Origin of the sequence: Paraburkholderia gardini, from assembly GCF_907164545.1 — a bacterium.
Classification (GTDB): Bacteria; Pseudomonadota; Gammaproteobacteria; order Burkholderiales; family Burkholderiaceae; genus Paraburkholderia; species Paraburkholderia gardini.
Map to the genome: position 1 here is coordinate 96,516 of NZ_CAJQZB010000012.1, position 23,091 is coordinate 119,606.

At 62.7% G+C, this 23,091-nt stretch carries 27 protein-coding genes, 1 tRNA gene and 1 riboswitch; of the genes, 16 read left to right on the top strand and 12 right to left on the bottom strand.

All coding sequences use genetic code 11. The features are described 5' to 3' along the window. Window positions 1-38 precede the first annotated feature (38 nt). Window positions 39-1,220, top strand: a complete 1,182-nt coding sequence (locus LPA37_RS11250; protein WP_228974914.1) for an MFS transporter — start codon at window positions 39-41, stop codon at window positions 1,218-1,220. Between the two features lie 96 nt (window positions 1,221-1,316). Here LPA37_RS11250 and fahA read toward each other — a convergent pair whose 3' ends face one another. Beyond that, window positions 1,317-2,627 carry a fumarylacetoacetase gene (fahA, locus tag LPA37_RS11255; RefSeq protein ID WP_228974918.1) on the bottom strand — a complete coding sequence of 437 codons (1,311 nt, stop codon included), beginning with the start codon at window positions 2,625-2,627 and terminating at the stop codon, window positions 1,317-1,319. Then, window positions 2,624-3,946, bottom strand: coding sequence for a homogentisate 1,2-dioxygenase (gene hmgA / locus LPA37_RS11260; RefSeq protein ID WP_229012576.1), 1,323 nt, complete (start codon window positions 3,944-3,946; stop codon window positions 2,624-2,626). Before hmgA ends, fahA begins: the two co-directional genes overlap by 4 nt. A 212-nt stretch (window positions 3,947-4,158) precedes the next feature. Here hmgA and LPA37_RS11265 point away from each other — a divergent pair, with 212 nt between their 5' ends. Then, window positions 4,159-4,974: an EAL domain-containing protein gene (locus LPA37_RS11265; protein ID WP_228974924.1), complete on the top strand. Its 816-nt coding sequence runs from the start codon at window positions 4,159-4,161 to the stop codon at window positions 4,972-4,974. A gap of 51 nt (window positions 4,975-5,025) precedes the next feature. Here the strand turns inward: LPA37_RS11265 and LPA37_RS11270 are convergent, their stop codons facing one another. Then, window positions 5,026-5,811 carry an IclR family transcriptional regulator gene (locus LPA37_RS11270; protein WP_229012577.1) on the bottom strand — a complete coding sequence of 262 codons (786 nt, stop codon included), beginning with the start codon at window positions 5,809-5,811 and terminating at the stop codon, window positions 5,026-5,028. 84 nt (window positions 5,812-5,895) lie between these two features. Here LPA37_RS11270 and LPA37_RS11275 point away from each other — a divergent pair, with 84 nt between their 5' ends. Then, window positions 5,896-7,086, top strand: coding sequence for an acyl-CoA dehydrogenase (locus LPA37_RS11275; protein WP_229012578.1), 1,191 nt, complete (start codon window positions 5,896-5,898; stop codon window positions 7,084-7,086). A gap of 116 nt (window positions 7,087-7,202) precedes the next feature. Here LPA37_RS11275 and LPA37_RS11280 read toward each other — a convergent pair whose 3' ends face one another. Next, window positions 7,203-7,841, bottom strand: coding sequence for a peroxiredoxin (locus tag LPA37_RS11280; protein ID WP_228974933.1), 639 nt, complete (start codon window positions 7,839-7,841; stop codon window positions 7,203-7,205). 354 nt (window positions 7,842-8,195) lie between these two features. Between LPA37_RS11280 and LPA37_RS11285 the strand changes: the two genes are divergently transcribed. The 3 genes from LPA37_RS11285 (at window position 8,196) to LPA37_RS11295 (ending at window position 9,593) form a co-directional block, all read left to right on the top strand. Further along, entirely contained in the window at window positions 8,196-8,498 is a 303-nt protein-coding gene (locus LPA37_RS11285) for a DUF883 family protein (protein ID WP_228974935.1), read from the top strand. Window positions 8,499-8,624: 126 nt separating this feature from the next. Further along, entirely contained in the window at window positions 8,625-9,011 is a 387-nt protein-coding gene (locus tag LPA37_RS11290; protein ID WP_228974936.1) for a phage holin family protein, read from the top strand. Window positions 9,012-9,104: 93 nt separating this feature from the next. After that, complete coding sequence (locus tag LPA37_RS11295) at window positions 9,105-9,593, top strand: DUF3318 domain-containing protein (RefSeq protein ID WP_228974938.1); 489 nt, start codon at window positions 9,105-9,107, stop codon at window positions 9,591-9,593. A 97-nt stretch (window positions 9,594-9,690) separates the two neighbouring features. On the opposite strand, the gene LPA37_RS11300 is transcribed toward LPA37_RS11295, so the two are convergent. The 7 genes from LPA37_RS11300 to glyA all read right to left on the bottom strand — a co-directional run bounded on the left by LPA37_RS11300 (window position 9,691) and on the right by glyA (window position 14,361). Next, window positions 9,691-10,119 carry a type IV pilin protein gene (locus tag LPA37_RS11300; RefSeq protein WP_228974939.1) on the bottom strand — a complete coding sequence of 143 codons (429 nt, stop codon included), beginning with the start codon at window positions 10,117-10,119 and terminating at the stop codon, window positions 9,691-9,693. A 17-nt stretch (window positions 10,120-10,136) separates the two neighbouring features. Then, window positions 10,137-10,670 carry a pilus assembly PilX family protein gene (locus tag LPA37_RS11305; RefSeq protein ID WP_229012579.1) on the bottom strand — a complete coding sequence of 178 codons (534 nt, stop codon included), beginning with the start codon at window positions 10,668-10,670 and terminating at the stop codon, window positions 10,137-10,139. Continuing rightward, the gene (locus LPA37_RS11310) at window positions 10,667-11,470 is read right to left on the bottom strand and encodes a PilW family protein (protein ID WP_229012580.1); all 804 of its coding nucleotides are present in this window, start codon (window positions 11,468-11,470) and stop codon (window positions 10,667-10,669) included. Before LPA37_RS11310 ends, LPA37_RS11305 begins: the two co-directional genes overlap by 4 nt. Continuing rightward, on the bottom strand, window positions 11,467-11,898 hold the full coding sequence (locus LPA37_RS11315; protein WP_324251703.1) for a type IV pilus modification PilV family protein: 432 nt from the start codon (window positions 11,896-11,898) through the stop codon (window positions 11,467-11,469). The genes LPA37_RS11310 and LPA37_RS11315 overlap by 4 nt, the downstream gene beginning before the upstream one ends. Beyond that, window positions 11,895-12,455 carry a GspH/FimT family pseudopilin gene (locus tag LPA37_RS11320; RefSeq protein WP_229012581.1) on the bottom strand — a complete coding sequence of 187 codons (561 nt, stop codon included), beginning with the start codon at window positions 12,453-12,455 and terminating at the stop codon, window positions 11,895-11,897. Before LPA37_RS11320 ends, LPA37_RS11315 begins: the two co-directional genes overlap by 4 nt. Before the next feature lie 157 nt (window positions 12,456-12,612). Next, window positions 12,613-13,107, bottom strand: a complete 495-nt coding sequence (gene nrdR, locus LPA37_RS11325) for a transcriptional regulator NrdR (protein WP_090532310.1) — start codon at window positions 13,105-13,107, stop codon at window positions 12,613-12,615. Window positions 13,108-13,113: 6 nt separating this feature from the next. Then, the gene (glyA, locus tag LPA37_RS11330) at window positions 13,114-14,361 is read right to left on the bottom strand and encodes a serine hydroxymethyltransferase (protein WP_228974953.1); all 1,248 of its coding nucleotides are present in this window, start codon (window positions 14,359-14,361) and stop codon (window positions 13,114-13,116) included. 175 nt (window positions 14,362-14,536) lie between these two features. Continuing rightward, window positions 14,537-14,637: riboswitch (ZMP/ZTP riboswitch) on the bottom strand. 339 nt (window positions 14,638-14,976) lie between these two features. Here glyA and ydfG point away from each other — a divergent pair. The 10 genes from ydfG to LPA37_RS11380 all read left to right on the top strand — a co-directional run bounded on the left by ydfG (window position 14,977) and on the right by LPA37_RS11380 (window position 22,260). After that, window positions 14,977-15,723: a bifunctional NADP-dependent 3-hydroxy acid dehydrogenase/3-hydroxypropionate dehydrogenase YdfG gene (ydfG, locus tag LPA37_RS11335; RefSeq protein WP_228974954.1), complete on the top strand. Its 747-nt coding sequence runs from the start codon at window positions 14,977-14,979 to the stop codon at window positions 15,721-15,723. Between the two features lie 57 nt (window positions 15,724-15,780). Further along, window positions 15,781-16,254: a tol-pal system-associated acyl-CoA thioesterase gene (gene ybgC, locus LPA37_RS11340; protein ID WP_229012582.1), complete on the top strand. Its 474-nt coding sequence runs from the start codon at window positions 15,781-15,783 to the stop codon at window positions 16,252-16,254. A 153-nt stretch (window positions 16,255-16,407) separates the two neighbouring features. Continuing rightward, window positions 16,408-17,085, top strand: a complete 678-nt coding sequence (gene tolQ / locus LPA37_RS11345) for a protein TolQ (RefSeq protein WP_228974957.1) — start codon at window positions 16,408-16,410, stop codon at window positions 17,083-17,085. 10 nt (window positions 17,086-17,095) lie between these two features. Further along, a complete protein-coding gene (tolR, locus tag LPA37_RS11350) occupies window positions 17,096-17,545 on the top strand; it encodes a protein TolR (RefSeq protein WP_228974959.1) in 450 nt (149 codons plus the stop codon). Beyond that, a complete protein-coding gene (tolA, locus tag LPA37_RS11355; RefSeq protein ID WP_228974963.1) occupies window positions 17,542-18,555 on the top strand; it encodes a cell envelope integrity protein TolA in 1,014 nt (337 codons plus the stop codon). The genes tolR and tolA overlap by 4 nt, the downstream gene beginning before the upstream one ends. Before the next feature lie 116 nt (window positions 18,556-18,671). After that, on the top strand, window positions 18,672-19,964 hold the full coding sequence (gene tolB, locus LPA37_RS11360; protein WP_228974966.1) for a Tol-Pal system beta propeller repeat protein TolB: 1,293 nt from the start codon (window positions 18,672-18,674) through the stop codon (window positions 19,962-19,964). Window positions 19,965-19,997: 33 nt separating this feature from the next. Then, entirely contained in the window at window positions 19,998-20,507 is a 510-nt protein-coding gene (gene pal / locus LPA37_RS11365) for a peptidoglycan-associated lipoprotein Pal (RefSeq protein ID WP_090532324.1), read from the top strand. A gap of 15 nt (window positions 20,508-20,522) precedes the next feature. Beyond that, window positions 20,523-21,272 (top strand): tol-pal system protein YbgF, encoded by a 750-nt coding sequence (gene ybgF / locus LPA37_RS11370; protein ID WP_228974968.1) that lies wholly within the window; start codon window positions 20,523-20,525, stop codon window positions 21,270-21,272. A gap of 171 nt (window positions 21,273-21,443) precedes the next feature. Beyond that, window positions 21,444-21,519, top strand: a tRNA-Lys gene (locus LPA37_RS11375). 258 nt (window positions 21,520-21,777) lie between these two features. Continuing rightward, entirely contained in the window at window positions 21,778-22,260 is a 483-nt protein-coding gene (locus LPA37_RS11380) for a DUF488 domain-containing protein (RefSeq protein WP_229012583.1), read from the top strand. Here the strand turns inward: LPA37_RS11380 and LPA37_RS11385 are convergent. After that, window positions 22,217-23,047 carry a hypothetical protein gene (locus LPA37_RS11385; RefSeq protein WP_229012584.1) on the bottom strand — a complete coding sequence of 277 codons (831 nt, stop codon included), beginning with the start codon at window positions 23,045-23,047 and terminating at the stop codon, window positions 22,217-22,219. The two genes, LPA37_RS11380 and LPA37_RS11385, sit on opposite strands and share 44 nt — an antisense overlap. Window positions 23,048-23,091: the final 44 nt, after the last annotated feature.

Genomic DNA, 23,091 nt, shown 5'->3' on the forward strand with positions numbered 1-23,091 from the left:
GCGCGCCCGCCTGGCCTGCCCCGCCGAAGCGCCTCATCATGCCTTTACCTCTGCTTGCCCTTGCCGTCGCCGCTTTTGGAATCGGTACCACTGAGTTCGTCATCATGGGCTTGCTGCCCGATGTCGCGCGCGACCTGTCCGTGTCGATTCCGGCTGCGGGCATGCTGGTGTCGGCGTACGCGCTCGGTGTGACGATCGGCGCGCCGATCGTCGCCATCGCGGTGGCCAACATGCCGCGCAAGAAAGCGCTCATGAGCCTGATCGGTGTGTTTATCGTCGGCAATCTGCTGTGCGCGGTCGCGCCGGGTTACGGCGTCCTGATGGCCGCGCGCATCGTCACCGCGTTCTGTCACGGCGCGTTCTTCGGCATCGGTTCGGTGGTCGCGGCGGGTCTCGTGGCGCCGAACCGCCGCGCGCAGGCCATCGCGCTGATGTTCACCGGTTTGACGCTCGCCAACGTGCTCGGCGTGCCGCTCGGCACGGCGCTCGGCCAGGCGGTGGGCTGGCGCGCGACGTTCTGGGCCGTCACCGGCATCGGCGTGCTGGCGGCCGCGGCGCTGGCCGTCTGCCTGCCCGCGAAAATCGAAATGCAGAAGGCGAGCCTCATTCACGAATTCAGCGTGCTGAAGAATCCGCAGGTTCTGATGGTGATGGGCATCAGCGTGCTAGCTTCGGCGAGCCTCTTCGCCGTGTTCACGTACATCACACCGATTCTCGAAGACGTCACCGGTTTCACGCCGCACAACGTCACGCTCGTACTGCTGCTGTTCGGGCTCGGACTGACCGTCGGCAGCACGCTGGGCGGCAAGCTCGCGGACTGGCGTCTGATGCCCTCGCTGATCGCGTTTCTGCTCGCGCTCGGCGTCGTGCTGACGGTATTCGCCGGTACGATGCACGCGGCCATTCCCGCGATGATCACGATTTTCGTGTGGGGCGTGCTCGCGTTTGCGATCGTGCCGCCGCTGCAGATCCTGATCGTCGACCGTGCGAGCGCCGCGCCGAATCTCGCTTCGACGCTCAATCAGGGCGCGTTCAACCTCGGCAACGCGACAGGCGCGTGGCTCGGCGGCATGGCGATCGGCGCGGGTGTGCCGTTGACGTCGCTGCCGTGGGTCGGCGTCGCGATGGTGAGCGGCGCGCTTGCGCTGACGCTGTGGTCGGTGCGGCTCGAACAGCGCGCGCAGCGTGTCGCGCTGCCGGGTTCGGCCGGCGCGGCGTGATCGCAGCGCACCCCGCACGCGCGGAGCGGCTGTATCCACGGTAATAGTTCGGCCCGATGAAGGCTATCGGCGCGCCGTTCGCGTCCCCCCCCCCGTTCAGCGGTGCGCAGGCAGGATTTCGCCCACACACGGGCCAAAACCGACGCGATAGCCGTCGCCCTGGCACCAGCCCGCGAGCGTCAGTTCGTCGCCGTCCTCGATGAACGAGCGTGTGCCGCCGCCGTGCAGTTCGAGCGGCTTCTGGCCGTTCCAGGTCAGTTCCAGCAGGCTGCCGGACGCGTCTCCGGTCGGGCCGCTAATAGTGCCCGAGCCCATCAGGTCGCCGACGCGCGTGTTGCAGCCCGACACCGTGTGATGCGCCAGCTGCTGCGCCATCGTCCAGTACATATGCCTGAAGTTCGTGCGCGAAATCGTTGTCGGCTGCTGGGCGTTTTGCGGGCGTAACGTCACTTCCAGCGCGATATCGAACGCGTGCTCGCCGGCCTGACGCAGGTAGTCGAGCGGCTTCGGCTCCTGCACGGGCTGCGCGACGCGGAACGGTTCGAGCGCGTCGAGCGTGACGATCCACGGCGAGATCGTCGTCGCGAACGTCTTGGCATTGAACGGGCCGAGCGGCACGTATTCCCATTGCTGAATGTCGCGCGCGCTCCAGTCGTTCAGCAGCACCATGCCGAAAATGTGCGATTCGGCGTCTTCGCACGCAACCGGTTCGCCCAGTGCGTTGCCGCGTCCAATGATGAAACCCGTCTCCAGTTCGATATCCAGCTTGCGGCACGCGCCGAACACCGGGCGCTCCGCGTCGGGCAGCTTCAGTTGTCCGTTCGGACGCCGCACCGGTGTGCCACTCACCACCACCGAAGACGCCCGTCCGTTGTAGCCGATCGGCATCTCCGACCAGTTCGGCAGCAGCGCGTTCTTCGGATCGCGGAACATCGAGCCGACGTTCGTCGCGTGTTCCTTCGACGAGTAGAAATCCGTATAGCCCGGAATCTCGACCGGCAGATGCAGCGTGGCATCAGCGAGCGGTATCAGCACGCGCGCCCGCAGCGCCGGGTCATCGCGCAGCGCGGGCGTCGCCGTATCGCGCGCGAGCAGCGCGCTCAACTGGATGCGCGCGCTGCGCCACGCGTCCTGGCCGAGCGCGATGAAATCGTTGAGCGAACCACGCTCGAACACGGCTTTCCCGCCTGCTGAGAGTTTCAGCAAGCCGGCATGTTCAAGCGCGGAAAGATCGACGACGCAATCGCCAATTGCGACGCCAACCCGGCGCGTTGCGTTACGCGCATCGCTGAAAATGCCAAACGGCAGGTTCTGGATCGGGAAATCGCATTGCGGCGCGTTCGCCGCTTCGACCCAGCTTTTGCGCGACGCATCACGCGTCGCCTGAAGATCGCCCGATACGTTCATCGTTGCTCCGGATTGAAGTGTTTCCTGAGACCCTGCCAGCACTCGAAGTAATTCGCCTGAAGCTGCGCGGTTTCGAGCGCAAAGCGGGTCGGCCTGATAAGCGTGCGGGTTTCGAACATGAAGGCCATCGTGTCGCCGACCTTGTGCGGCTTCGACGTATCGCTGTGCGAGGCCTTTTCGAACGTGTCCGCATCCGGACCGTGTCCAGACATGCAGTTGTGCAGGCTCGCGCCGCCCGGCACGAAGCCCTCGGCCTTCGCGTCGTACACGCCGTGCACGAGACCCATGAATTCGCTCGCGACGTTGCGGTGAAACCAGGGCGGCCGGAACGTGTCTTCGGCGGCGAGCCAGCGCGGCGGGAAAATCACGAAATCGATCGTATCGACGCCTGGCGTATCGCTTTGCGCCTGCAGCACGAGAAAAATCGACGGATCCGGGTGATCGAAGCTGACCGAGCCGATCGTGTTGAAGCGGCGCAGGTCGTACTTGTACGGCGCATAGTTGCCGTGCCACGCGACCACGTCGAGCGGCGAATGGCCGATGTCCGCGCGCCACAGATGTCCGTTCATCTTGGCGACGAGCTCGAACGCGCCTTCCCGGTCTTCCCAGGCGGCATGCGGCGTCAGAAAGTCGCGCGGGTTCGCGAGCCCGTTCGAGCCGATCGGACCGAGATCCGGCAAACGCAGTTGCGCGCCGAAGTTTTCGCAGATGTAACCGCGCGCCGCGCCGTCGGGCAACGAAACCGAAAAACGCACGCCGCGCGGAATCACCGCGATCTCGAACGGCTCGACATCGATGCGCCCGAGTTCGGTCGCGATGTGAAGACGCCCTTGCTGCGGCACGATCAGCAGTTCGCCATCGGCCGTGTAGAAGTAGCGGTCTTTCATCGGGCTGTTCGCCGCATACACATGGATCGCGCAACCGCTCATGCTTTCGGCCGCCCCGTTGCCGGCCATCGTCACCCAGCCGTCGATGAAATCGGTCGGCTCCACCGGCATCGGCAGCGGGTCCCAGCGCAGCTGGTTGGGCGGCGTCGGCGGCACGTCGGCGAAGTTCGCGACCAGACTGTGCGACGGCACCAGCGTGAACGGCTGATGCACGGCCGCCGGCCGGATGCGGTACAGCCACGAGCGACGGTTATGTCCACGCGGCGCGGTGAACGCCGTGCCCGATAGCTGCTCGGTGTACAGCCCGTAGGGCGCGCGCTGCGGCGAGTTGCGGCCGGACGGCAGCGCACCGGACAACGCTTCGGTGGCGAATTCGTTGCCGAAGCCGGACTGGTAGCCCGGCTCGATCTCGTGTCGCGTGGAATTGCTCATGCGGATTCTCCGTTGATGCCTGACGCTCAATTTACGAATGGTAAAACTAATTACGAATAGTGAAATTAACGTAAACCCTTGCCGGAGGCGGCCGGGACGATATCGATATGAGCATTTTGTTCATGCCCCCAGCGCGCACGCTGCTACCATCAAGGGATGCGGCCATGCGCCGCCCTACTCGATGCGCCGTCAACGGCCACTCACGCGAACTCATGATTCCGCCGACCATTCCTGAACTTGTCGCCCGTGCCACCGAACATCCGTTCCTCGGCGAACACCTGGCGATGGGGACCGGCGACCAGCACGATCATGCGATCGCCCGGCTCGACAACCTCGTGATCGGCAGTCGCTACGAGCCGATCTTCGACATCAGCGTGCATGCGCTTGCGCAGTCGCTTTCGACAGCGCCCGGGAGCGTCGACCGTTTCGGCGATGAGCTGGGTTTTCAGGCGATCACACAGCGCATCGATGGCGCGCCATTCGATCCGTTCGGCGAAATCGACGAAGACCCTGAACTGGTCGCGATCGACCGTATGTCACGTGCGCTGCATGCGATCAATTTCTTTGGTGCGCAACGCCACGGGCTGCTGTTTTTGCGCGTGCACGAGCGGCTCCTGAAGAGCGTGAGATACGACCACGGAAGGCATTTTTCGAGCGTGCTCATCTCATTTGGCCTGAATCCGGCGCGCGTGGTGATCGAGCTGCCTTCGGCAGCGGTCGCGCACCGGACCTTCCTCGGTTATCTCACGAAGAGTTACCAGCGCTACGGCTTCAAGGTGGCGGGAAATCTGCAGAACGCCGGCCAGATTCTGGCCGTATCGGACACGCGGCTCGATTTCATCAAGATGGACGCCGGCACGGCGCTCAGGGAAGCGACCGTGAAGCCGCTGGTCGGGTACGCGGGACGACTGAAGATTCCACTCATCTTCGACCACGTCACCAGTGAGCACCAGTTCGATCAGCTGCAGCAATATGACGTGCGGTTCGTGCAGGGACCGCTTTTCGAGACGCACGACCGGGTGGCCTGATTTTTCCACGGATTGCGCCAAGGTTTGCGGCTTGCGGCCGGCCGCGTTGCGCTAGACCGTATCGCCGAGCCGCCGTGCGAGCGCCTTCAGACGCGGCGCCACCGTTTCACGAAACACTGCTTCTCCCATCGACGAAGCCGGTCCGCTGCAACTCAGCACCAGCCACCTTCCGTCGCGCGGCTCACGAAACGGCACGGCCACCGCGTTCACGTCGTCGTGCCAGTCGCGAAACGAATAACAGCAACCTTCCCGCATGAAGGTGTCGATTTCACGCTGCGCGTCCGCCAGCAACGCGGCGCGCTCCTTGCCCGCCGCCTTCCCGAGTTCCACGAACAGCGTGGCCCGCACGTCGGGCGGCTGGACGGCGAGATACGCGCGGCCCATCGAACTCGTCAGCATCGACAGCCGCGAACCCGACGCGAGTCCCAGCGTCAACGCGGTCTCACTACGGATCGTGTCGAGATAAATCATGTCGAGCCCATCGCGGCAACCGAGCGATACGGCCGCGCCCACTTCGCGCGCGAACGTGCGCATGTGCGGGCGCGCAAGCTCGAGCGTGTCGGTGCCCGATAACAGCGCGAATCCAAGCGACAGCACACCCGCATCGAGCGCGTACTTGCCAAGCGACTCATCGAGACGCAGATAGCCAAGCACCGTGAGCGTATAGGCGAGCCGGTTGACCGTGGCCTTCGGCAGACCCGTGCGCTCGACGAAATCGCGGTTTCCAAGCATCGACTCACCTAGCCTGAATGCGCGCAGCAGTTCAAGGCCGCGCGCGAGTGCAACCACGAATTTGCGGTCGTCGAACGGGTCGGAGGGGGTAGATGCAGGTTTCATCGGGTGATACACTCAGGTCTCATTTGCAAAACATTGTTTCGCACAGCGGAACTTGCGTCAAGTAGAAATCAGGAGAGATACATCATGGCTGAGGCCGCGCATTTTCATTGGGAAGACCCGCTGCTCCTCGATCAGCAGCTCAACGAAGACGAGCGCATGGTGCGCGACGCCGCTGCGGCGTACTCGCAGGACAAACTCGCACCGCGCGTGCTCGAAGCGTTCCGCCATGAAAAGACCGACATCGGGATCTTCCGCGAGATGGGCGAACTCGGCCTGCTCGGTCCCACGATTCCCGAGCAGTACGGCGGCCCCGGCCTGAACTACGTCAGCTACGGCCTGATCGCGCGCGAGGTGGAGCGCGTGGATTCGGGCTACCGGTCGATGATGTCGGTGCAGTCGTCGCTCGTCATGGTGCCGATCTTCGAGTTCGGCTCCGACGCGCAGAAATCGAAGTACCTGCCGAAGCTCGCCGCCGGCGAATGGATCGGCTGCTTCGGCCTGACCGAGCCGAATCATGGTTCCGATCCGGGCAGCATGGTCACGCGGGCAAAGAAGGTCGACGGCGGTTTCTCGCTGTCCGGCTCGAAGATGTGGATCACGAATTCGCCGATCGCCGACGTATTCGTCGTCTGGGCGAAGCTCGAGGAAGACGGCAAGGACGAAATTCGCGGCTTCATCCTCGAGAAGGGCTGGAAAGGTTTGTCGGCGCCCACGATCCACAGCAAGGTCGGTCTGCGTGCCTCGATCACCGGAGAAATCGTGCTGGACGAAGTGTTTGTCCCCGAAGAAAACATGATGCCGAACGTGAAGGGGCTGCGCGGTCCGTTCACGTGCCTGAATTCGGCACGCTACGGCATCGCGTGGGGGGCGCTCGGCGCCGCTGAATCGTGCTGGCATACCGCGCGCCAGTACGTGCTCGACCGCAAGCAGTTCGGCCGGCCGCTCGCCGCGAACCAGCTGATCCAGAAAAAACTCGCCGACATGCAGACCGAAATCACGCTCGGCCTGCAAGGCGTGCTGCGTCTCGGCCGGATGAAAGACGAAGGCACGGCCGCCGTCGAAATCACGTCGATCATGAAGCGCAACTCGTGCGGCAAGGCGCTCGACGTCGCGCGTCTCGCGCGCGACATGCTCGGCGGCAACGGCATTTCGGACGAATTCGGCATCGCGCGCCACCTCGTGAACCTCGAAGTGGTCAACACGTACGAAGGCACGCATGACATTCACGCGCTGATTCTCGGCCGCGCACAGACGGGGATTCAGGCGTTTTTCTGATTCTTGCCGCCGTCTGGCTGGCTGCTTAAGAAAAAACCCCGCTTTCCGGAACCGGAAGCGGGGTTTTTTCCTGCTGGCGAAGGCGTCAGTCTTGAGTATCGCCGACGCGTTTTACCTTATTTGTCCGGCTGCGGCGTCATGCGCAGATACGGACGCAGCGCCTTGTAGCCCTTCGGGAACTTCTGCTTGAGGACCTCTTCGTCCTTCAACGACGGCGCGATCACCACGTCGTCGCCCTGCTTCCAGTTGCCCGGCGTCGCGACAGAATGGCTGTCGGTCAGCTGAAGCGAGTCGATCACACGCAGCACTTCGTCGAAATTGCGGCCCGTGCTCGCCGGATAGGTGATCGTGAGACGCACCTTCTTCTTCGGATCGATCACAAAGAGCGAGCGGACCGTGACCGTTTCGCTCGCGTTCGGATGAATCATGTCGTAAAGCTCGGACACCTTGCGGTCGCCATCGGCCAGGATCGGGAAACCGACGTTCGCAGCCTGCGTCTCGTTGATGTCCTTGATCCATTCCTTGTGCGACGCGGCGCTGTCGACCGACAGCGCGATCGTCTTCACGTTGCGCTTTTCGAACTCGCTGGCGAGGTTCGCGGTCAGGCCGAGTTCGGTCGTGCAGACCGGCGTGAAGTCGGCCGGATGTGAAAACAGCACGCCCCAGCTGTCGCCCAGCCATTCGTGGAACTTGATGCGGCCAACGCTGGAATCCTGCTCGAAATCCGGTGCGACGTCGCCTAGACGTAGACTCATGATGTCTCCTTGATGGGTTCGAATGGTCCGCACATGGTGAAAGCCGCGGCGCTCGGCAAAATTAAAGCATACGGGAAGTGGCGCGCACAATGAACGAACATCTCGTCACTCCCTTATGAGTTTTTGTAATTTTCTCCAAATTGGACGAAACTTGGCGGGCCAGATCAACTCAACCGGAAACCCGGATGGTGCGCAGATGAACAGGTGCGCCACGTTATCTGTTTTTTATCAAGTGGCAATTCGCATGTCGGGAACAGTTCCTGCATCCTGCTCATGTACGCAGTGCACTACGCTCGCCAGCCGTCGTTTCTTTAGTTACGATTCACGCGTAACGTGCCACGAACGGAGCTGTCAATGTCGGAAGTTAACAAGGAGAGATTGATGTCGGATATCAAAAACGTCCTCGCGGACGCAGAGGACCTGCTGAAGCAGGCCGCGAGCGCAACCGGCGAGCGCGCTTCGGAACTCCGTGAAACGGCGCTCACGCGCCTGAAGCAGGCGAGAGAAAAGGCGGCCGATGTCCAGGTTGTGGTCGTCGAGAAGGGCAAGAAGGCGGCGCGCGCAACTGACGATTACGTACACGAGCATCCGTGGGCATCGATTGGCATTGCCGCGGGCGTGGGCGTGCTGGTCGGCTTGTTGATCAATCGCAAATAAGCAGTCACGGCAGTAGCCACCGGGCTCACGTCCGGTGCACTTCCGGCACGGTTGACCGGCGCTCGCCTGGCCGGTCCGCCTTTTCTGGCGCACCTTCCGCCTCCCCATGCGCAACGCGCGAAAGTTATGACGATCGACACCCAATCGCAGCGCGCTGACCACGGTCCGGTACGCCGCATCATCAGTTCCTTCTTTTCGATCCTGCAGACGCGGCTCGAACTGATCGGCATTGAACTGGCCGAGGAAAAAGATCGCCTGCTCACCGTGCTGTTTCTCGGTCTGGCGGCCATGATGCTCGCAACCATGGCGCTCATCGCGCTGACGGCACTTGTTGCCATCACGTTCTGGGATACGTACCGCTGGCAGTCGCTGGCTGCCATCACGGTGGTGTATGCGCTGGCCGCGCTCTTTTGCGGGTTGAAAGCCCGCAACGGTTTGCACAATGCGCCCATCGTTTTCGAGGCAACGCTGAACGAATTCGAAAAAGACCGCGAGATGTTCCGCAAGCAGTGAGGCGAGCGCGGCCGATGTGCCGCGCGGCTTGTTCCGCGCCTTGTTCCGATTTTCCCGACTTTTCTCACTTCTTTCAGGCGCCTTCGACCGAACATGAGCCAACTGCACCCAGACCACACGTTCCGCAGCAAGCGCCCTTCGAAGGAACTCGCTGCGCCGCATCTGCGCGCGCTGCGCAAGGAGCTGCTGCTCGTGCGTGCGGACGTCGAACGCATGGAACTTGTGCAGGCGACTGCGGAACTGCGCCAGGCCGTGACGCATTTCAGCTGGCTCAGGTTTTTTGTTCCGGGCTTTCGCGGAATGCGCTGGGGCGCGCCGAAAGGCAGCGCAGCCGGCATCGGCGGCCTGCTCAAGCAATATCCGCTGCTCAGTTCGCTCGCGTCCCTGCTGCTTGCCAAACCACTCCGTGCGACGGTCGCCGCTGGCGCCAGGCCGGCGCTCAAGTGGGGCAGCCTCGCTCTCGCCGCATGGGAAGCGTATCGGATCTGGCAGCAGGTCAAACAGGACGGCGGTAGTGCGAAGACCAGCCCAGATTCTGGCGCGGGTGCAGCCGGCGCCGATTCGTCACGCGAACGCGAGTGAGTTTCGACATATCGCCGGGCTTGCGGACACCTGTGCGTTGCCGGCGTCGCATCGGCAGCCACCAATCCAGGTGATGCTTCCGTAGACTGGTTCACGTTCATCGCGTGCTCCAGCATTCGTTCGCATTTGCCATCGCGGAATCCCCTGCACTCCGGTTTTTCCGCAAACCGGTCGCATCGATGATGAACGTCCCGCACGCGTCTTCGCGCATCGGCCCGTTTTCGACGGGTCGCGCTTCTACCGAATACCCACCGTTCGTATCGTCCGCACTCAACACATGCAGACGGTAAACCGGTGTGCCGAATGCGGGAGCCTGATCGAGGCCCGCGGGCAAAGCGCCGACGTTCTTCTCCGCCGATGTTTCCAGGTATTGCGCAGCGCGATACAAAGCGGACGCAGCATCGACGCGGTGGCTGCGCGCCACCTGTGCATGCCAGGACGGCACGGCGAATACGGCGAGCACTGCGGCAATCGCCATGGCGATGACGAGTTCAAGCAACGTGAATGCGTCTGCCTTTGAGTTCATGTCGTGTTTCATCCCGTTCAGAATGGTCGGGCGGTGACGCGCCGCCAGTGTCGTTCGGTCTTGCCGCCATCGATGACTATCTGCATCTGCAGCCATACCTGCGAGTCAGGCGCCGCGCCGAAGCCCCGGGCAGTCAGCAGATACGCCTTCGCTTCCGGACGACCCGTCAATCGCCAGCCTTCGGCAAGACACTCGGGCGGTCGTCCCGATCCGGGCCATTGCGCGACAGGCACGATGGCGCCAGCCACAAAGACCGCCTCGCGCTTCCACCCCGCAGGTTCGCCTGTCACCGCTGGCATCGCGCCGGCGCCTTCCGGACTCACCATGTCCGCACACAGGAGCAACGCCGAATCCGCAGCGTGAAATGCCTGCAGGTAGTCCCGCAGGTTTGACGTGCTGCGCGCGGCGGTGAGCGTCGTCTCGAACCAGGCTGCGGACGTCGCCAGCATCATCGACGTAATCAGCAGTACGACCGGCAACGCGGCACCTCGCGTGCGTCCACCGAGGCCGGTGGCTTCGGTTACGGGCCGCGGTGGAATGGCTCGCGTCATGACTGAACAGCCGGACCATTGCGAACCGCGACCCGTCGCCAGAACGCCTGTCTCGCGCGCGTGTCGCTGCCGGTGCCCGACACGCCATCGCAATCGACATAGCCTACGCGCTGCCCACGCGACGCCCCGCGCACCAGAACACACAGGTCGACTGCCACGACCCGGGCCCACTGGTCCGGCGCAAGCGCCGACGCGTCGAACGGTTGCTGCGCGTTTGCAAGCCAGTACTGGATGCGCAGTCGCTCGACGCCCTCGAACACCGGCTGTCCATAGCCCGCCTTGCCGTTGCCTTCGCAATACAGTTCCGGTTCGCCAGTCGAAGCACTGGTCTTCGCGTAGAACCGGTTCACGACCGGTGCGCCCGCGGCAGCGCCACTGACGGTCTGACCGAGACAGTCCGTGGGCTGGCCGGTGGACGAAGGCCACGTCGACACGATGTCGCCGGAATAGCGGATAACGATGCCGTCCGAATGGCTCGCCAGCGCCTCGCAGCCCGGGACGTCATCGGGGCCAGTGGGCCGCGCGCCGGAACAGCCAAAGAGCGCAGCAGACGCATTCGCCGAAGCGGGCGATGCGGCGTCGGCGGACGTGAATCCGGCCATCTGGATCTGCTGTCCAAGCAGCGTCAACGCGCCGATGCCGGTTTCCTCGATGTGAGCGGCGTCGCTGGCGCTCACGAAAGCCGCTCGCTGCGACCGGTAGAGCGCTACGGAACCAGCGGTGATCACGAGTCCGAGTACCGTCGCGATCATCACTTCGAGCAGAGTATGACCGCGCGTAAAGTATCGGCGACGCGTCATTTCGCAAACGCAATCGCAACGCACGCGGTTCCGGCCGGCAACGCGGCGTCCCCGCAAAAATCTGGCGGATCGACCAGGTTGCCCGGCGCGACGTCCCGCGCTTCCCGCACGGCGGCCCACGTCACACGTGCCGTCGCCAGGCCGCCCGCCTGCGCGACGACCGACGTGTCGCCCTTTGGCACCATGCTCGCAACCCGGGTCTTCCAGACGACCGAATCCGTTCCAGTTGCCGGCGATACCCGAAATGCCTCCACCAGCGAGTCAGCCACGAATGCCGCGCGCTCGCGCGTGGTCGTCGCGCCGGCGTGATGCGTCATCCATAGCTGCGTAGAGACCAGCCCAAGTGCCGTGACCGCGGTCACGGCCACAGCCACCATCACCTCCAGCAGAGTGCTGCCCGAACAGTTTCCATGACGGCACATTTTCATGACGACGCCCCGCAAGCGCCTTCGATCACGCGCGCGCGGCCACCGGCCGCGATTCGCACACAGCGTCGCCACCGGTCGCCGCGGGTGGCCGCCGAAGGCGAACGCGGTGCAAACTCGAAGCTGCGAAAACTGCCGATAACCTGACCGGCCGGCGGCGTGAACGCCACATCGGTCAACGTTCCCGTCACACTGACCGCCGCGAGATCCGGCTGCATGCGCAACAGTGACGACCGGCCCGCCCGTTCCAACATCACCGCCCATCCACACGACCAGTCAGCGGTGCCGGCCGGACATGGCTTGCCGGCCGCAAGACAGTGAAGCGCGCTGTCGATCCGGCACACGGTTACGCGCGCGCTCCGCCTGAGCGCTTCCCCACGGGCAAACGCCAGCGTCGAAACGAGTGCTTTCGCACGCGCGTCGACCTGATCACGCACGCGCCACGCAAAAAACGACGGTGTTGCCAGTACGGCAAGTACCGTGAGCAGCGCGATAACAACAAGCGTTTCGACCAGCGTGAATCCATCACCATGTGGAACCGGAAAGGCGTTCATTTTCATCTGCATCCCTGAATGATTCGAAGAATGCAGACAATTTACCGGGCACCTCGAACGCCTACAATCGGCCGGATGGCCAGGTAGCGGACGCGCGCATTCACACGCCAGAATTCAGGCGTGACAGCGACTCAAGGGGAAGGAAATGCGGATGCGCGAAGAACTAGCGCTTGCGGGTGGGCTTGCCAGGCGCGGCAGGAGGCGCGGCCATGCGCCGGAATTCCTCGATCACGTCCTCGAATTCGGAGACGTCCTCGAAGCGCCGGTAGACGGAGGCGAAGCGGACATAGGCGATCGTATCGAGCTCGCGCAACTCGTTCATCACGAGTTCGCCCAGGCGCTCGCTGCGAACTTCGCGCTCACCGCTGCCAAGCAGCTGGTATTCGATACGCGAAGCCGCCGCATCGATTGCATCGGCGGCAACCGGGCGCTTGCGCAGCGCCAGTTGCATGCTCGCGACAATCTTGCGGCGATCGAATTCAGTGCGGCTGCCATCCTTCTTGACAACCGAAGGCAACGCCAGCTCGACCCGCTCATACGTCGTGAAACGTTTGTCGCAGGCCGGGCAGCGCCGGCGCCGGCGAATCGCGGCGCCATCTTCGGACACACGCGAATCAACCACCTGTGTGTCGTCATGCCGGCAGAAGGGGCAGCGCATGGCTGGTTAGCCGTACACCGGGAAACGCTTCGTCAACCCGGCGACCTGTGCGCGCACGCGTTCGATCGTGGCGGCATCTTCCGGGTTGTCGAGCACGTCGGCGATCAGGTTGCCCACCAGTTCCGCTTCCTTCTCACCGAAGCCGCGAGTCGTCATGGCCGGCGAGCCAAGACGCACACCGCTCGTGACGAACGGCTTTTCCGGATCGTTCGGAATGGCGTTCTTGTTGACCGTGATGTGCGCTGCGCCGAGCGCCGCTTCCGCAGCCTTGCCGGTGATGTTCTTCGCGCGCAGGTCGACCAGCATCACGTGGCTTTCGGTGCGGCCCGACACGATGCGCAGGCCTCGCTTCACGAGCGTTTCCGCCAGCACGCGTGCGTTGTCCACCACCTTTTGCTGGTATTCCCGGAATTCCGGCGACAGCGCTTCCTTGAACGCCACGGCCTTGCCGGCGATCACGTGCATCAGCGGTCCGCCCTGAATTCCCGGGAAGATTGCCGAATTGATCTGCTTCTCGAACTCGGCCTTCATCAGGATCACACCGCCGCGCGGGCCGCGCAGGCTCTTGTGCGTGGTCGTCGTGACAAAATCGGAGTGCGGCACCGGGTTCGGATACACGCCCGCGGCCACCAGACCCGCGTAGTGCGCCATGTCGACCATGAAATACGCACCCACCGACTTCGCGATCTTCGACAGGCGTTCGAAGTCGATGCGCAGCGCGAAAGCCGACGCGCCGGCGATGATCAGCTTCGGCTTGTGTTCCTGGGCAAGCTTTTCAGCCGCGTCGTAGTCGATGTCTTCGGCTTCGTTCAGGCCGTAGCTCACGACGTTGAACCACTTGCCCGACATGTTGACCGGCGAGCCGTGCGTCAGGTGACCGCCGTGAGCGAGGCTCATGCCCATGATCGTGTCGCCCGGCTTCAGCATCGCGAAAAACACGCCCTGGTTTGCCTGCGAGCCCGAGTTCGGCTGCACGTTCGCGGCTTCGGCGCCGAACAGCTGCTTCACACGGTCGATCGCCAGCTGTTCCGCGATATCGACGTACTCGCAGCCACCGTAGTAGCGCTTGCCCGGATAACCTTCCGCGTACTTGTTCGTGAGTTGCGAACCCTGCGCGGCCATCACGGCGGGGCTCGTGTAGTTTTCGGACGCGATCAGTTCGATATGGTCTTCCTGACGGCGGTTTTCCTGTTCGATCACCTTCCAGAGTTCGGGATCGACGTTGGCGATGGTGCTTTTGGCTCTGTCAAACATACGGTTTCCGTTAAATGTGTTCAGGTTGACCGGATCGTGCGCCGAATTGTGTGCAGAAGGCGTAGCGGGTATGCGGCGCTGCTGGCGGCTGGGCCAGCCTTGACGTGGCGGATGGAGATGTACCGTACACGCGAGGCAAGGCAGCCACCGGCGGCGCAAAATATCGCGCGCGGATCACGGCTGCCCAGGCGAACGGCAAAAACGGCACCCTGCGCTTCACGGTGGGTTGTTCCACCTTGAACCCCGAGGGTTCTATCGCCAGTCACGCAGGGGTGAGCGCGTTAGTTTATTTGAAGCGCATCGAATAGGCAACCACGCTACAGGCCCCGCCGGAGCGTACCTCGCAGCGTTGTTTTGCGGGCAGAAGCTATCCGGGCGGGCAAGTCATGCAAGTCGCGCCACACAGCGCTTCGAGCATGACATCGGGCCGGGGGCCAGGGGCATCAGCTCCGGAGGCACGGGCTTCGTAAAATCGCCGCCAGCTACCCACGCGAACCCGGGGCACCAGCCGCGGTCACGACACTCGCCCCAGACAGTCAGGGTCTTCCCTTGCCGCAGCGCCGCATTGGAAGTAGGCTTGGCACCTTATTTTTCTCCACCGACCAGGGAGCAGCAATGATCGTCTTCGTCACAGGGGCGTCCGCAGGGTTTGGCGCCGCCATCGCCCGGGCCTTCGTCAAGGGCGGCCACAAGGTGGTCGCCACCGCGCGCCGCAAGGACCGCCTCGACGCACTCGCCGGCGAACTCGGCGACGCGCTTCTTCCGTTCGAACTCGACGTACGCGACCGGGCGGCCGTCGAAGCCGCACCCGCCTCGCTGCCGGCGGAATTCGCCGCCGTCGACGTGCTCGTCAACAACGCGGGCCTCGCGCTCGGCCTCGAACCGGCCCAGCGCGCGGAACTCGACGACTGGACCACGATGATCGACACAAACTGCACGGGCCTCGTGCAGGTGACCCGGGCACTGCTGCCAGGCATGGTCGAGCGCAATCGCGGCCATGTGTTCAACCTGGGCTCGGTCGCGGGCAGGTGGCCGTATCCGGGTGGCAACGTCTACGGCGCGACCAAGGCCTTCGTGCGTCAGTTCAGCCTGAACCTGCGCTCCGATCTGGCCGGCACCGCGATCCGCGTGACGGACATCGAGCCGGGCCTGTGCGGCGGGACCGAATTCTCGAACGTGCGTTTTCGCGGCGACGACGAAAAGGCGGCCAACATCTATCAGAACGTGCAGCCGCTGACCGCCGAAGACATCGCCGATTCGATCTACTGGATCGCGACGCGCCCCGCGCACGTCAACATCAACACGATCGAACTGATGCCCGTGGCGCAGACGTTTGCGGGCCTTAGCATCCATCGCGGCTAACAGATACCAGGCGGAACGCGCACCGAAAATCGGGATAGCGACGCGCGTTCCGGTAAAATGCGCGCCATGGATATGTCTACCAGTCAGCCCGGCACGGAAATCGGCTTCACCTGGCCGATCCGGGTGTACTACGAAGATACCGACGCCGGCGGCATTGTTTTTTACGCGAATTACCTGAAGTTATTTGAGCGGGCGCGTACCGAATGGCTGCGCGCGTGCGGCGTGGACCAGACCCGGCTCGCGGACGAAACCGGCGCGATCTTCATCGTGCGCAGCACCGCGCTCGACTATCGCGCACCGGCCCGTCTCGACGACATGATCACCGTCGTCAGCCGGATCGAGCGGCTTGGCCGGGCATCGGTCGACTTTGCGCAGGAAGCATGGCGAGAAGGAACGCTGCTTGCTGCGGGGAGCATCCGGGTTGGCTGCGTCGAGCGCACCTCGATCAGGCCAACTGCTATTCCTCCCTCTGTGCTTGCCGCGCTGCGGCGCGGTCCAGCCGGAGCCAGCGTGTCAACCGCGGGGGTCTGAGCACCGTTGTCTGGGTGCCAGTGAACTCGTATCGATCAGGCAACACAAAGCATGGTTCGGCCAGCGCCTAGCTGATGTTTTCCGTTTCCCGACGGAAAGCTTCGATAAGCCCTTCAGCCGGACGCCCCTTCCGGGACGTTACAGCGAACCTATATGAACACTACACAAGATCTGTCGATCATTTCCCTCGTTCTTAACGCGAGCCTGCTGGCGCAGGCAGTGATGGCGCTATTGCTGCTGCTGTCGCTGATGTCGTGGACTTTCATCTTCCGCAAGTGGTTTGCGATTCGCCGTGCGCGCGTGCAGACCGAGCGCTTTGAACGCGATTTCTGGTCGGGCGGCGACCTGCAGGCGCTGTATCAAAGCGCCGCGAACAACCGTCATACGATTGGTGCGCTCGAACGCATTTTCGAGTCGGGCATGCGCGAATTTCTGAAGGGCAAGGAAAAGCGCCTCAACGATTCGGGGGCGATCCTCGACGGCGCCCGCCGTGCAATGCGGGCAGCCTTCCAGCGTGAGATGGACGTGCTCGAAGCGAATCTCGCGTTCCTCGCTTCGGTTGGCTCGGTCAGCCCATATATTGGTCTCTTCGGCACGGTGTGGGGGATCATGAATGCGTTCCGCGGTCTCGCGAACGTGCAGCAGGCCACGCTCGCCAACGTCGCGCCAGGCATCGCCGAAGCGCTGACGGCCACCGCCATCGGCCTCTTCGCCGCCATTCCGGCCGTGGTCGCGTACAACCGCTACGCACACGACATCGACCGCCTCGCGATCCGCTTCGAAACCTTCATCGAAGAGTTCTCGAACATCCTGCAGCGCCAGGCGCACTAAGGAGTCCACGATGGCCGGTTCCTCCCGTTCCAGCAGCATGCGCGGCAGCCGTTCGCGCCGCGCGATGGCGGACATCAACGTCGTGCCGTACATCGATGTGATGCTTGTGTTGCTCGTGATTTTCATGGTGACCGCGCCGCTCGTCGCGCCATCGATCGTCAATCTGCCGACCGTCGGCGGCGCCGCGCCGCAGCAGCAGACACCGCCCGTGATCGTCAACATTCGCGCCGACGGCAACATGAGCGTCAAGTACAAGGACGACGCGGGCACGCAGCAGCAGGAAGACATGACGAGAGCGGACCTGAACGGCTTCATCACCGACCGTGCGCAGACGCATCCCGACCAGCCGGTCGTGATCGCCGCCGACAAGACCGTCAAGTATGAAGTCGTGATGAACGTGATGTCCGATCTGAAAGCTCGCGGCGTCAAACGCGTTGGATTGCTCGTCAAATCGCAATGATCCGGAAGAATTCCGCCGCTCCCGTCCGACCGCCGCGTGAACGCGGCACATGGCGCGCGTTCGTGCTCGCGCTGGTGATGCACGTGCTGCTCGGGTTCTTCCTGTATCACGGCATTCACTGGCAGAACAGCACGCCGGCCGGCGCCGAAGCCGAGTTGTGGACCGCCGTGCCGGATACACCCATGCCGCGACCGGTTCCGCCGCCACCGCAACCGGTCGCCCCTGCCCCTCCCGTACAGGACGAGCAGGCCGACATCGCACTGCAGGAAAAGAAACGTCAGCAGGAGGAAGCCGCGCGTCAGGCACAACTGGCCGAGCAACAACGCCAGAAGCTGCAGGCGCAGCAGGAAGCCGAAGCGAAACGTCAGCAGCAACTCGCACAACAGCAGGCCGCAGACCTCGCCGCGCAGAAAGCCGCCGCGCTCAAGCAGAAACAGCAACTGGCCGACAAGCTCAAGCAGCAACAACTCGCCGAGCAGCAGAAGCAGGATCAGTTGAAGCAGCAAAAAGAAGAACAGCAGAAGGATGAGCAGCAGGCCAGGGCCGACGCACAGAAGAAAGCGGACGCCGAAAAGGCTGCGAAGGCAAAGGCCGCGCAGGCGCAGGCCGAAGCACAGGCGAAGAAGGTCGACACCGAGCGCCGCGCGCGTCTCGCGCAGATGCAGGGCATGGCCGGCGGCGAAGGCTCGACGGGCCAGGGCCTCGCGAAGAGCGGCACGGGCAGCGGCGCGGGCGGCAATGCGGCGTCGGCAGGTTACGCGGAGAAAGTGCAACGGCGTGTGCGTCCGAACATCGTGTGGGCCGGCGATACGCAGGGCCTCGAAACGGTCGTGGCCGTGCGCTGCTCGCCGACGGGTACATTGTTGAGCGCAACGATCACACGTGGCAGCAGCAACACCCAGTGGGACGATGCCGCCTTGCGCGCGGTCCAGCGTTCGGATCCGATGCCGCTCGACACGAATGGAAAAACGCCGGCCAGCTTTACGATTACGTTGCGGCCGGCAGGTTGATGGCAGACGCGCGCCCTTGTGCTGCAAGGAGCGCGCCCGGGAACGAATTGTGCAATTCCGGGTCTGTCTGCTGTCGTATTGTGGTAGAAATCCCGTTTTTGGAGAATCCATACAGCATGAGTTTGATGACCAAGTCAGGCCTGAGGGTGCTCCTGGCGTCGTGCCTGATCGCGGCGGGCAGCAGCGCACACGCGCAACTCAACGTACTCGTTACGGGCGTTGGGTCTACCCAGTTTCCGATCGCTACAGCGAATTTCGCTAACGAAGCGAATTCTCCCCAGCAGATCAGTACGATCGTGCGCCAGGATCTGCAGCGCAGCGGCAAATTCACCAACATCGATGCGGGTGCCACACCCGTAGCCGAAACCGATTCCGTCGACCTCGGCAGCTGGAAGGCCAAGGGTGCCGATGCATTCGTATCCGGCAGTGTGAACCACCTGTCGAACGGCCAGTACGAAGTGCGCTTCAAGCTCTACGACACCGTCAAGCAGCAGAGCCTCGGCGGCCTCGTGCTCGTGAGCCCCGAAAGCGGTCTGCGCATGAGCGCGCACAAGATCGCGGACTACATCTACGCAAAGCTGATGGGCTCACGCGGCGTGTTCGCCACGCGTCTGTCGTACGTCATCAAGACGGGCAACCGTTATCAGTTGCAGGTTTCCGATTCGGACGGCCAGGACGCGCACATCGCGCTCTCCAGTCCGGAGCCGATCATTTCGCCGGCGTGGTCGCCGGATGGCACGAAGGTCGCCTACGTGTCGTTCGAGAAGAAGAAGCCGATCGTCTACATTCACGATCTGCCTACGGGTCGCCGGATTATCGTCTCCGACCAGAAGGGCAACAACAGCGCGCCCGCGTGGTCGCCGGACGGTCGTACGCTCGCGATAGCGCTGTCGCGCACCGGCAACACGCAGATCTTCAGCGTCAACGCCGATGGCAGTGGCCTGCGTCGCCTGACGCAGGGCAGTTCGATCGATACGGAACCCGCGTTCTCGCCTGACGGCCAGTGGATCTATTTCACGAGCGACCGCGGCGGCGCCCCGCAGATCTACAAGATGCCGGTTCAGGGTGAAAGCAGCGGTGCTGCGCAACGCGTCACGTTCTCAGGTAACTACAACACAAGTCCGCGCGTGAGCCCGGACGGCAAGGAACTCGCGTACATTTCGCGCGTGGGTGGTGCCTTCAAGCTGTATTTGCTGGATTTGCAGACCGGCGCGGCAACAGGGCTCACCGACACGACACATGACGAATCGCCCAGCTTCGCGGCGAACGGTCAGTACATTCTTTACGCCACTCAGGTGAACGGCCGTGGCGTGTTGGCCGCAGTGTCGACCGATGGTCGTACCCGACAGGTCCTGTCCGTTCAGGGCGGCAACGTTCGCGAGCCGTCCTGGGGCCCGTTTATGCAATAACGTTTATGCAATAACACACAAGGAGAGTAAAAAATGATGTCCAAACTTCGTATCGCATTTGCTGTATTGATGCTCGGCGCGCTTGCCGCCTGTCATTCGGGCGTGAAGCTCGATGAAAACGCCAACAAGGGGGGCGCGGTCAGCACTCAACCGAACCCGAACGCGGTTGCCCAGGTGAACGTCGATCCGCTGAACGATCCGAACAGCCCGCTCGCCAAGCGCAGCATCTATTTCGACTTCGACAGCTACTCGGTCAAGGACGACTACCAGTCGCTGCTGGGCCAGCACGCGCAATACCTGAAGAGCCATCCGGAGCGTCACGTGCTGATCCAGGGCAACACCGACGAACGCGGCACGAGCGAGTACAACCTGGCACTCGGCCAGAAGCGTGCTGAAGCTGTGCGTCGTTCGCTGTCGCTGCTGGGCGTGCCTGATTCGCAGATGGAAGCTGTGAGTCTCGGCAAGGAAAAGCCGCAGGCAACGGGTCACGACGAATCGTCGTGGGCGCAGAACCGCCGCGCAGACCTCGTGTACCAACAGTAACGGATGATGAGCAGAATGACGCATCGTTTCTCCTGGCTGCGGGTTACCGCAGCGGCCTGCGTCGCGGGGACGGCCTTGATGGCCGGACCGGCGCACGCTGGCATGTTTGACGACGATCAGGCCCGTCAGGCGATCCTCGATCTGCGTACCAAGACCGACAGCCTGTCGAGTCAGTTGTCCGCAGCACAGCGCACGATCCTCGATCAGTCCAACCGTCTCGACCAGCTGAACCAGCAGGTCGCTACGCTGCGTGGACAGAATGAGGACATGGCCAATCAGCTCGCGACTGTGCAGAAGCAGCAGAAGGACTACTACACCGACCTCGATGGCCGGCTGAAGAAGTTCGAGCCGCAGCAGCAGACAGTCGATGGCGTGCAGGGTGTGGTGCAGCCGGGTGAAACAGACGCGTTCAACGCCGCCTCGCAGCAGTTCCGCAGCGGCGATTTCAAGAACGCGGCTGCGTCGTTCCGCGCGTTCATCGCGAAGTATCCGCAGAGCCCCTATCAGCCGACCGCGCAGTACTGGCTCGGCAACGCGCAATATGCATTGCGCGATTACAAGGGCTCGACGGCGACGTGGCAAGGCGTCGTGAAGAATTACCCGCAGCATCCGCGTGCGCCTGAAGCGCTGCTCGCGATTGCAAACAATCAGCTCGAACAGGGACAGAAGGCAGCCGCCCGCAAGACCCTGGAGCAGATCGTCGCGCAATACGGCAGCTCGGACGTGGCGCAGTCGGCTCAAAGCAAGCTGTCGCAGATCAAGTAAAGACAGCTGCTCGCAGTACAGCGCGTAGTATCGGTATCTGTGTCATGCGACGCGCGCCTCTCGCTGAAAAGCCCGGAGCACCCAGTGCTCCGGGCTTTTCTCTTTGGCGCACCGGGGGCGCGGCAGGTTGACATGTGCGCCCCTCCATCGCTATAATCTCGCTTCTCTTTTGGGTCGTTAGCTCAGCTGGTAGAGCAGCGGACTTTTAATCCGTTGGTCACAGGTTCGAATCCCGTACGGCCTACCAAGAAAATCAAAGGGTTACAGGCCTTACGCCTGTAACCCTTTGTCCGTTTACGGGCTCATGTAGGCACCGTGTAGGCATTTTGGGTCGGCATCAATCCATATCGATCAATCTGCCTTCCGGCAAAATGCTGTCACATGCGTGGCAGCAAAAATATATCGAAGAGTTCGCCGAGAAGCGGACTTACAACAGATCACCTACGCTGTCCGGCATCGCCAACCACTCGCTTCCTGCATTCACGACCGCCTTGAGGGGACACCGATGACTGTTTTCACCATAGGCTACGAAGGACTGGACATCGACACGTTCATGTCCCTGCTCACAGAGCACGGCGTTGAGACCATTGTGGACATCCGCGAGCTGCCTCTGTCGCGCAAGCCCGGCTTCTCAAAGAAAGCGTTAGCCAGTGTGCTGAACCTCTCCGGCTTGGAATATGTCCATATGGTCAATCTCGGCTGTCCCAAGCCCGTACGCGATCGCTACCGGGAGGACGGCAACTGGAAGCGCTACACCGGCGGATTCCTCAAGTATCTGAAGACACAGACGGCAGCTATCGCAGACCTGTCCGGCCTGGTGAGTTCGTCGAACTGCGCCCTGCTCTGCTACGAGGCTGACTTCAATTTCTGCCACCGCTCAATGGTCGCCAATGCAGTGCGGGAGCACTGCGGTGCTGACGTCGAACACATCTCCAGCGCGAACACTAAAACAGCGCGCCTTGCCGGTCGTCAGCTGGCTTGCGCTTAGGCGGGTAGATCAGACTGATGATCAGCCACTGGTCCTGAAACCGATGCTGGTTACCCATCAAGAACATCAGCTCCTTGCTACCCAGATCTTCCTCCAGCTTGGCGCGGAACGGCTTCTCCCACTCACTACGATGGCTTTCGCGGCATTTCCAGAAGAGCGCTCCCGCTTCCCAGTCGACGATCTTGTGCTTATGCTCCTTCTCGCCGTCCGGCGTATCACAGACGTATCGGTAGTAGAAGTCGAACGGCACCTTGCGAAGCTGCTTCACCTGCTTGCGCTCTTCCGCCTCAGAAAAGAGATTGCCCTGCATCTGTTCTTGCAGCAGCTTCTCCCGCTCATCATCCGTCCAATCCGGGTTGCGGGCCTTGATTATGTCGAGGCCGAGTAACCGCTTCGGACGCAGGAGTGCGAGCGATAATCCATCTGCAAGCCTCGCCGCGTCGATGGCATCAAAGCTACCAAACGCAGGTATCTTGTCTAACCACTCCCACCGCGACGACCACTCTTTCTTGGGCTCGATCACATTGCCGCAATTGATTGTGTCGACATAGACCTTGTGGCTCTCGGGCCGGTGATCCTTTGTAGCCTTTTCGATGCGCACGTCAATCCACTGCCACTTCCTGAACTGCTGCCCGTCCTCGACCATTCGGAATGGCACCGGGAACAGGCGCCGCATTGCGCCGCTCTGAGCGATGCCCGCGACGCATGAGGTTTCTACGTACTGCGCGCTTGGCGAAGGGTAGGTCTTCGCCAGAATCAGGATGCGCTCGACTCGCCCCAGTGCCATTGCTTTCCCCCTCTTCTCGTGTGCAAATACGTCCGCGCAGCAGC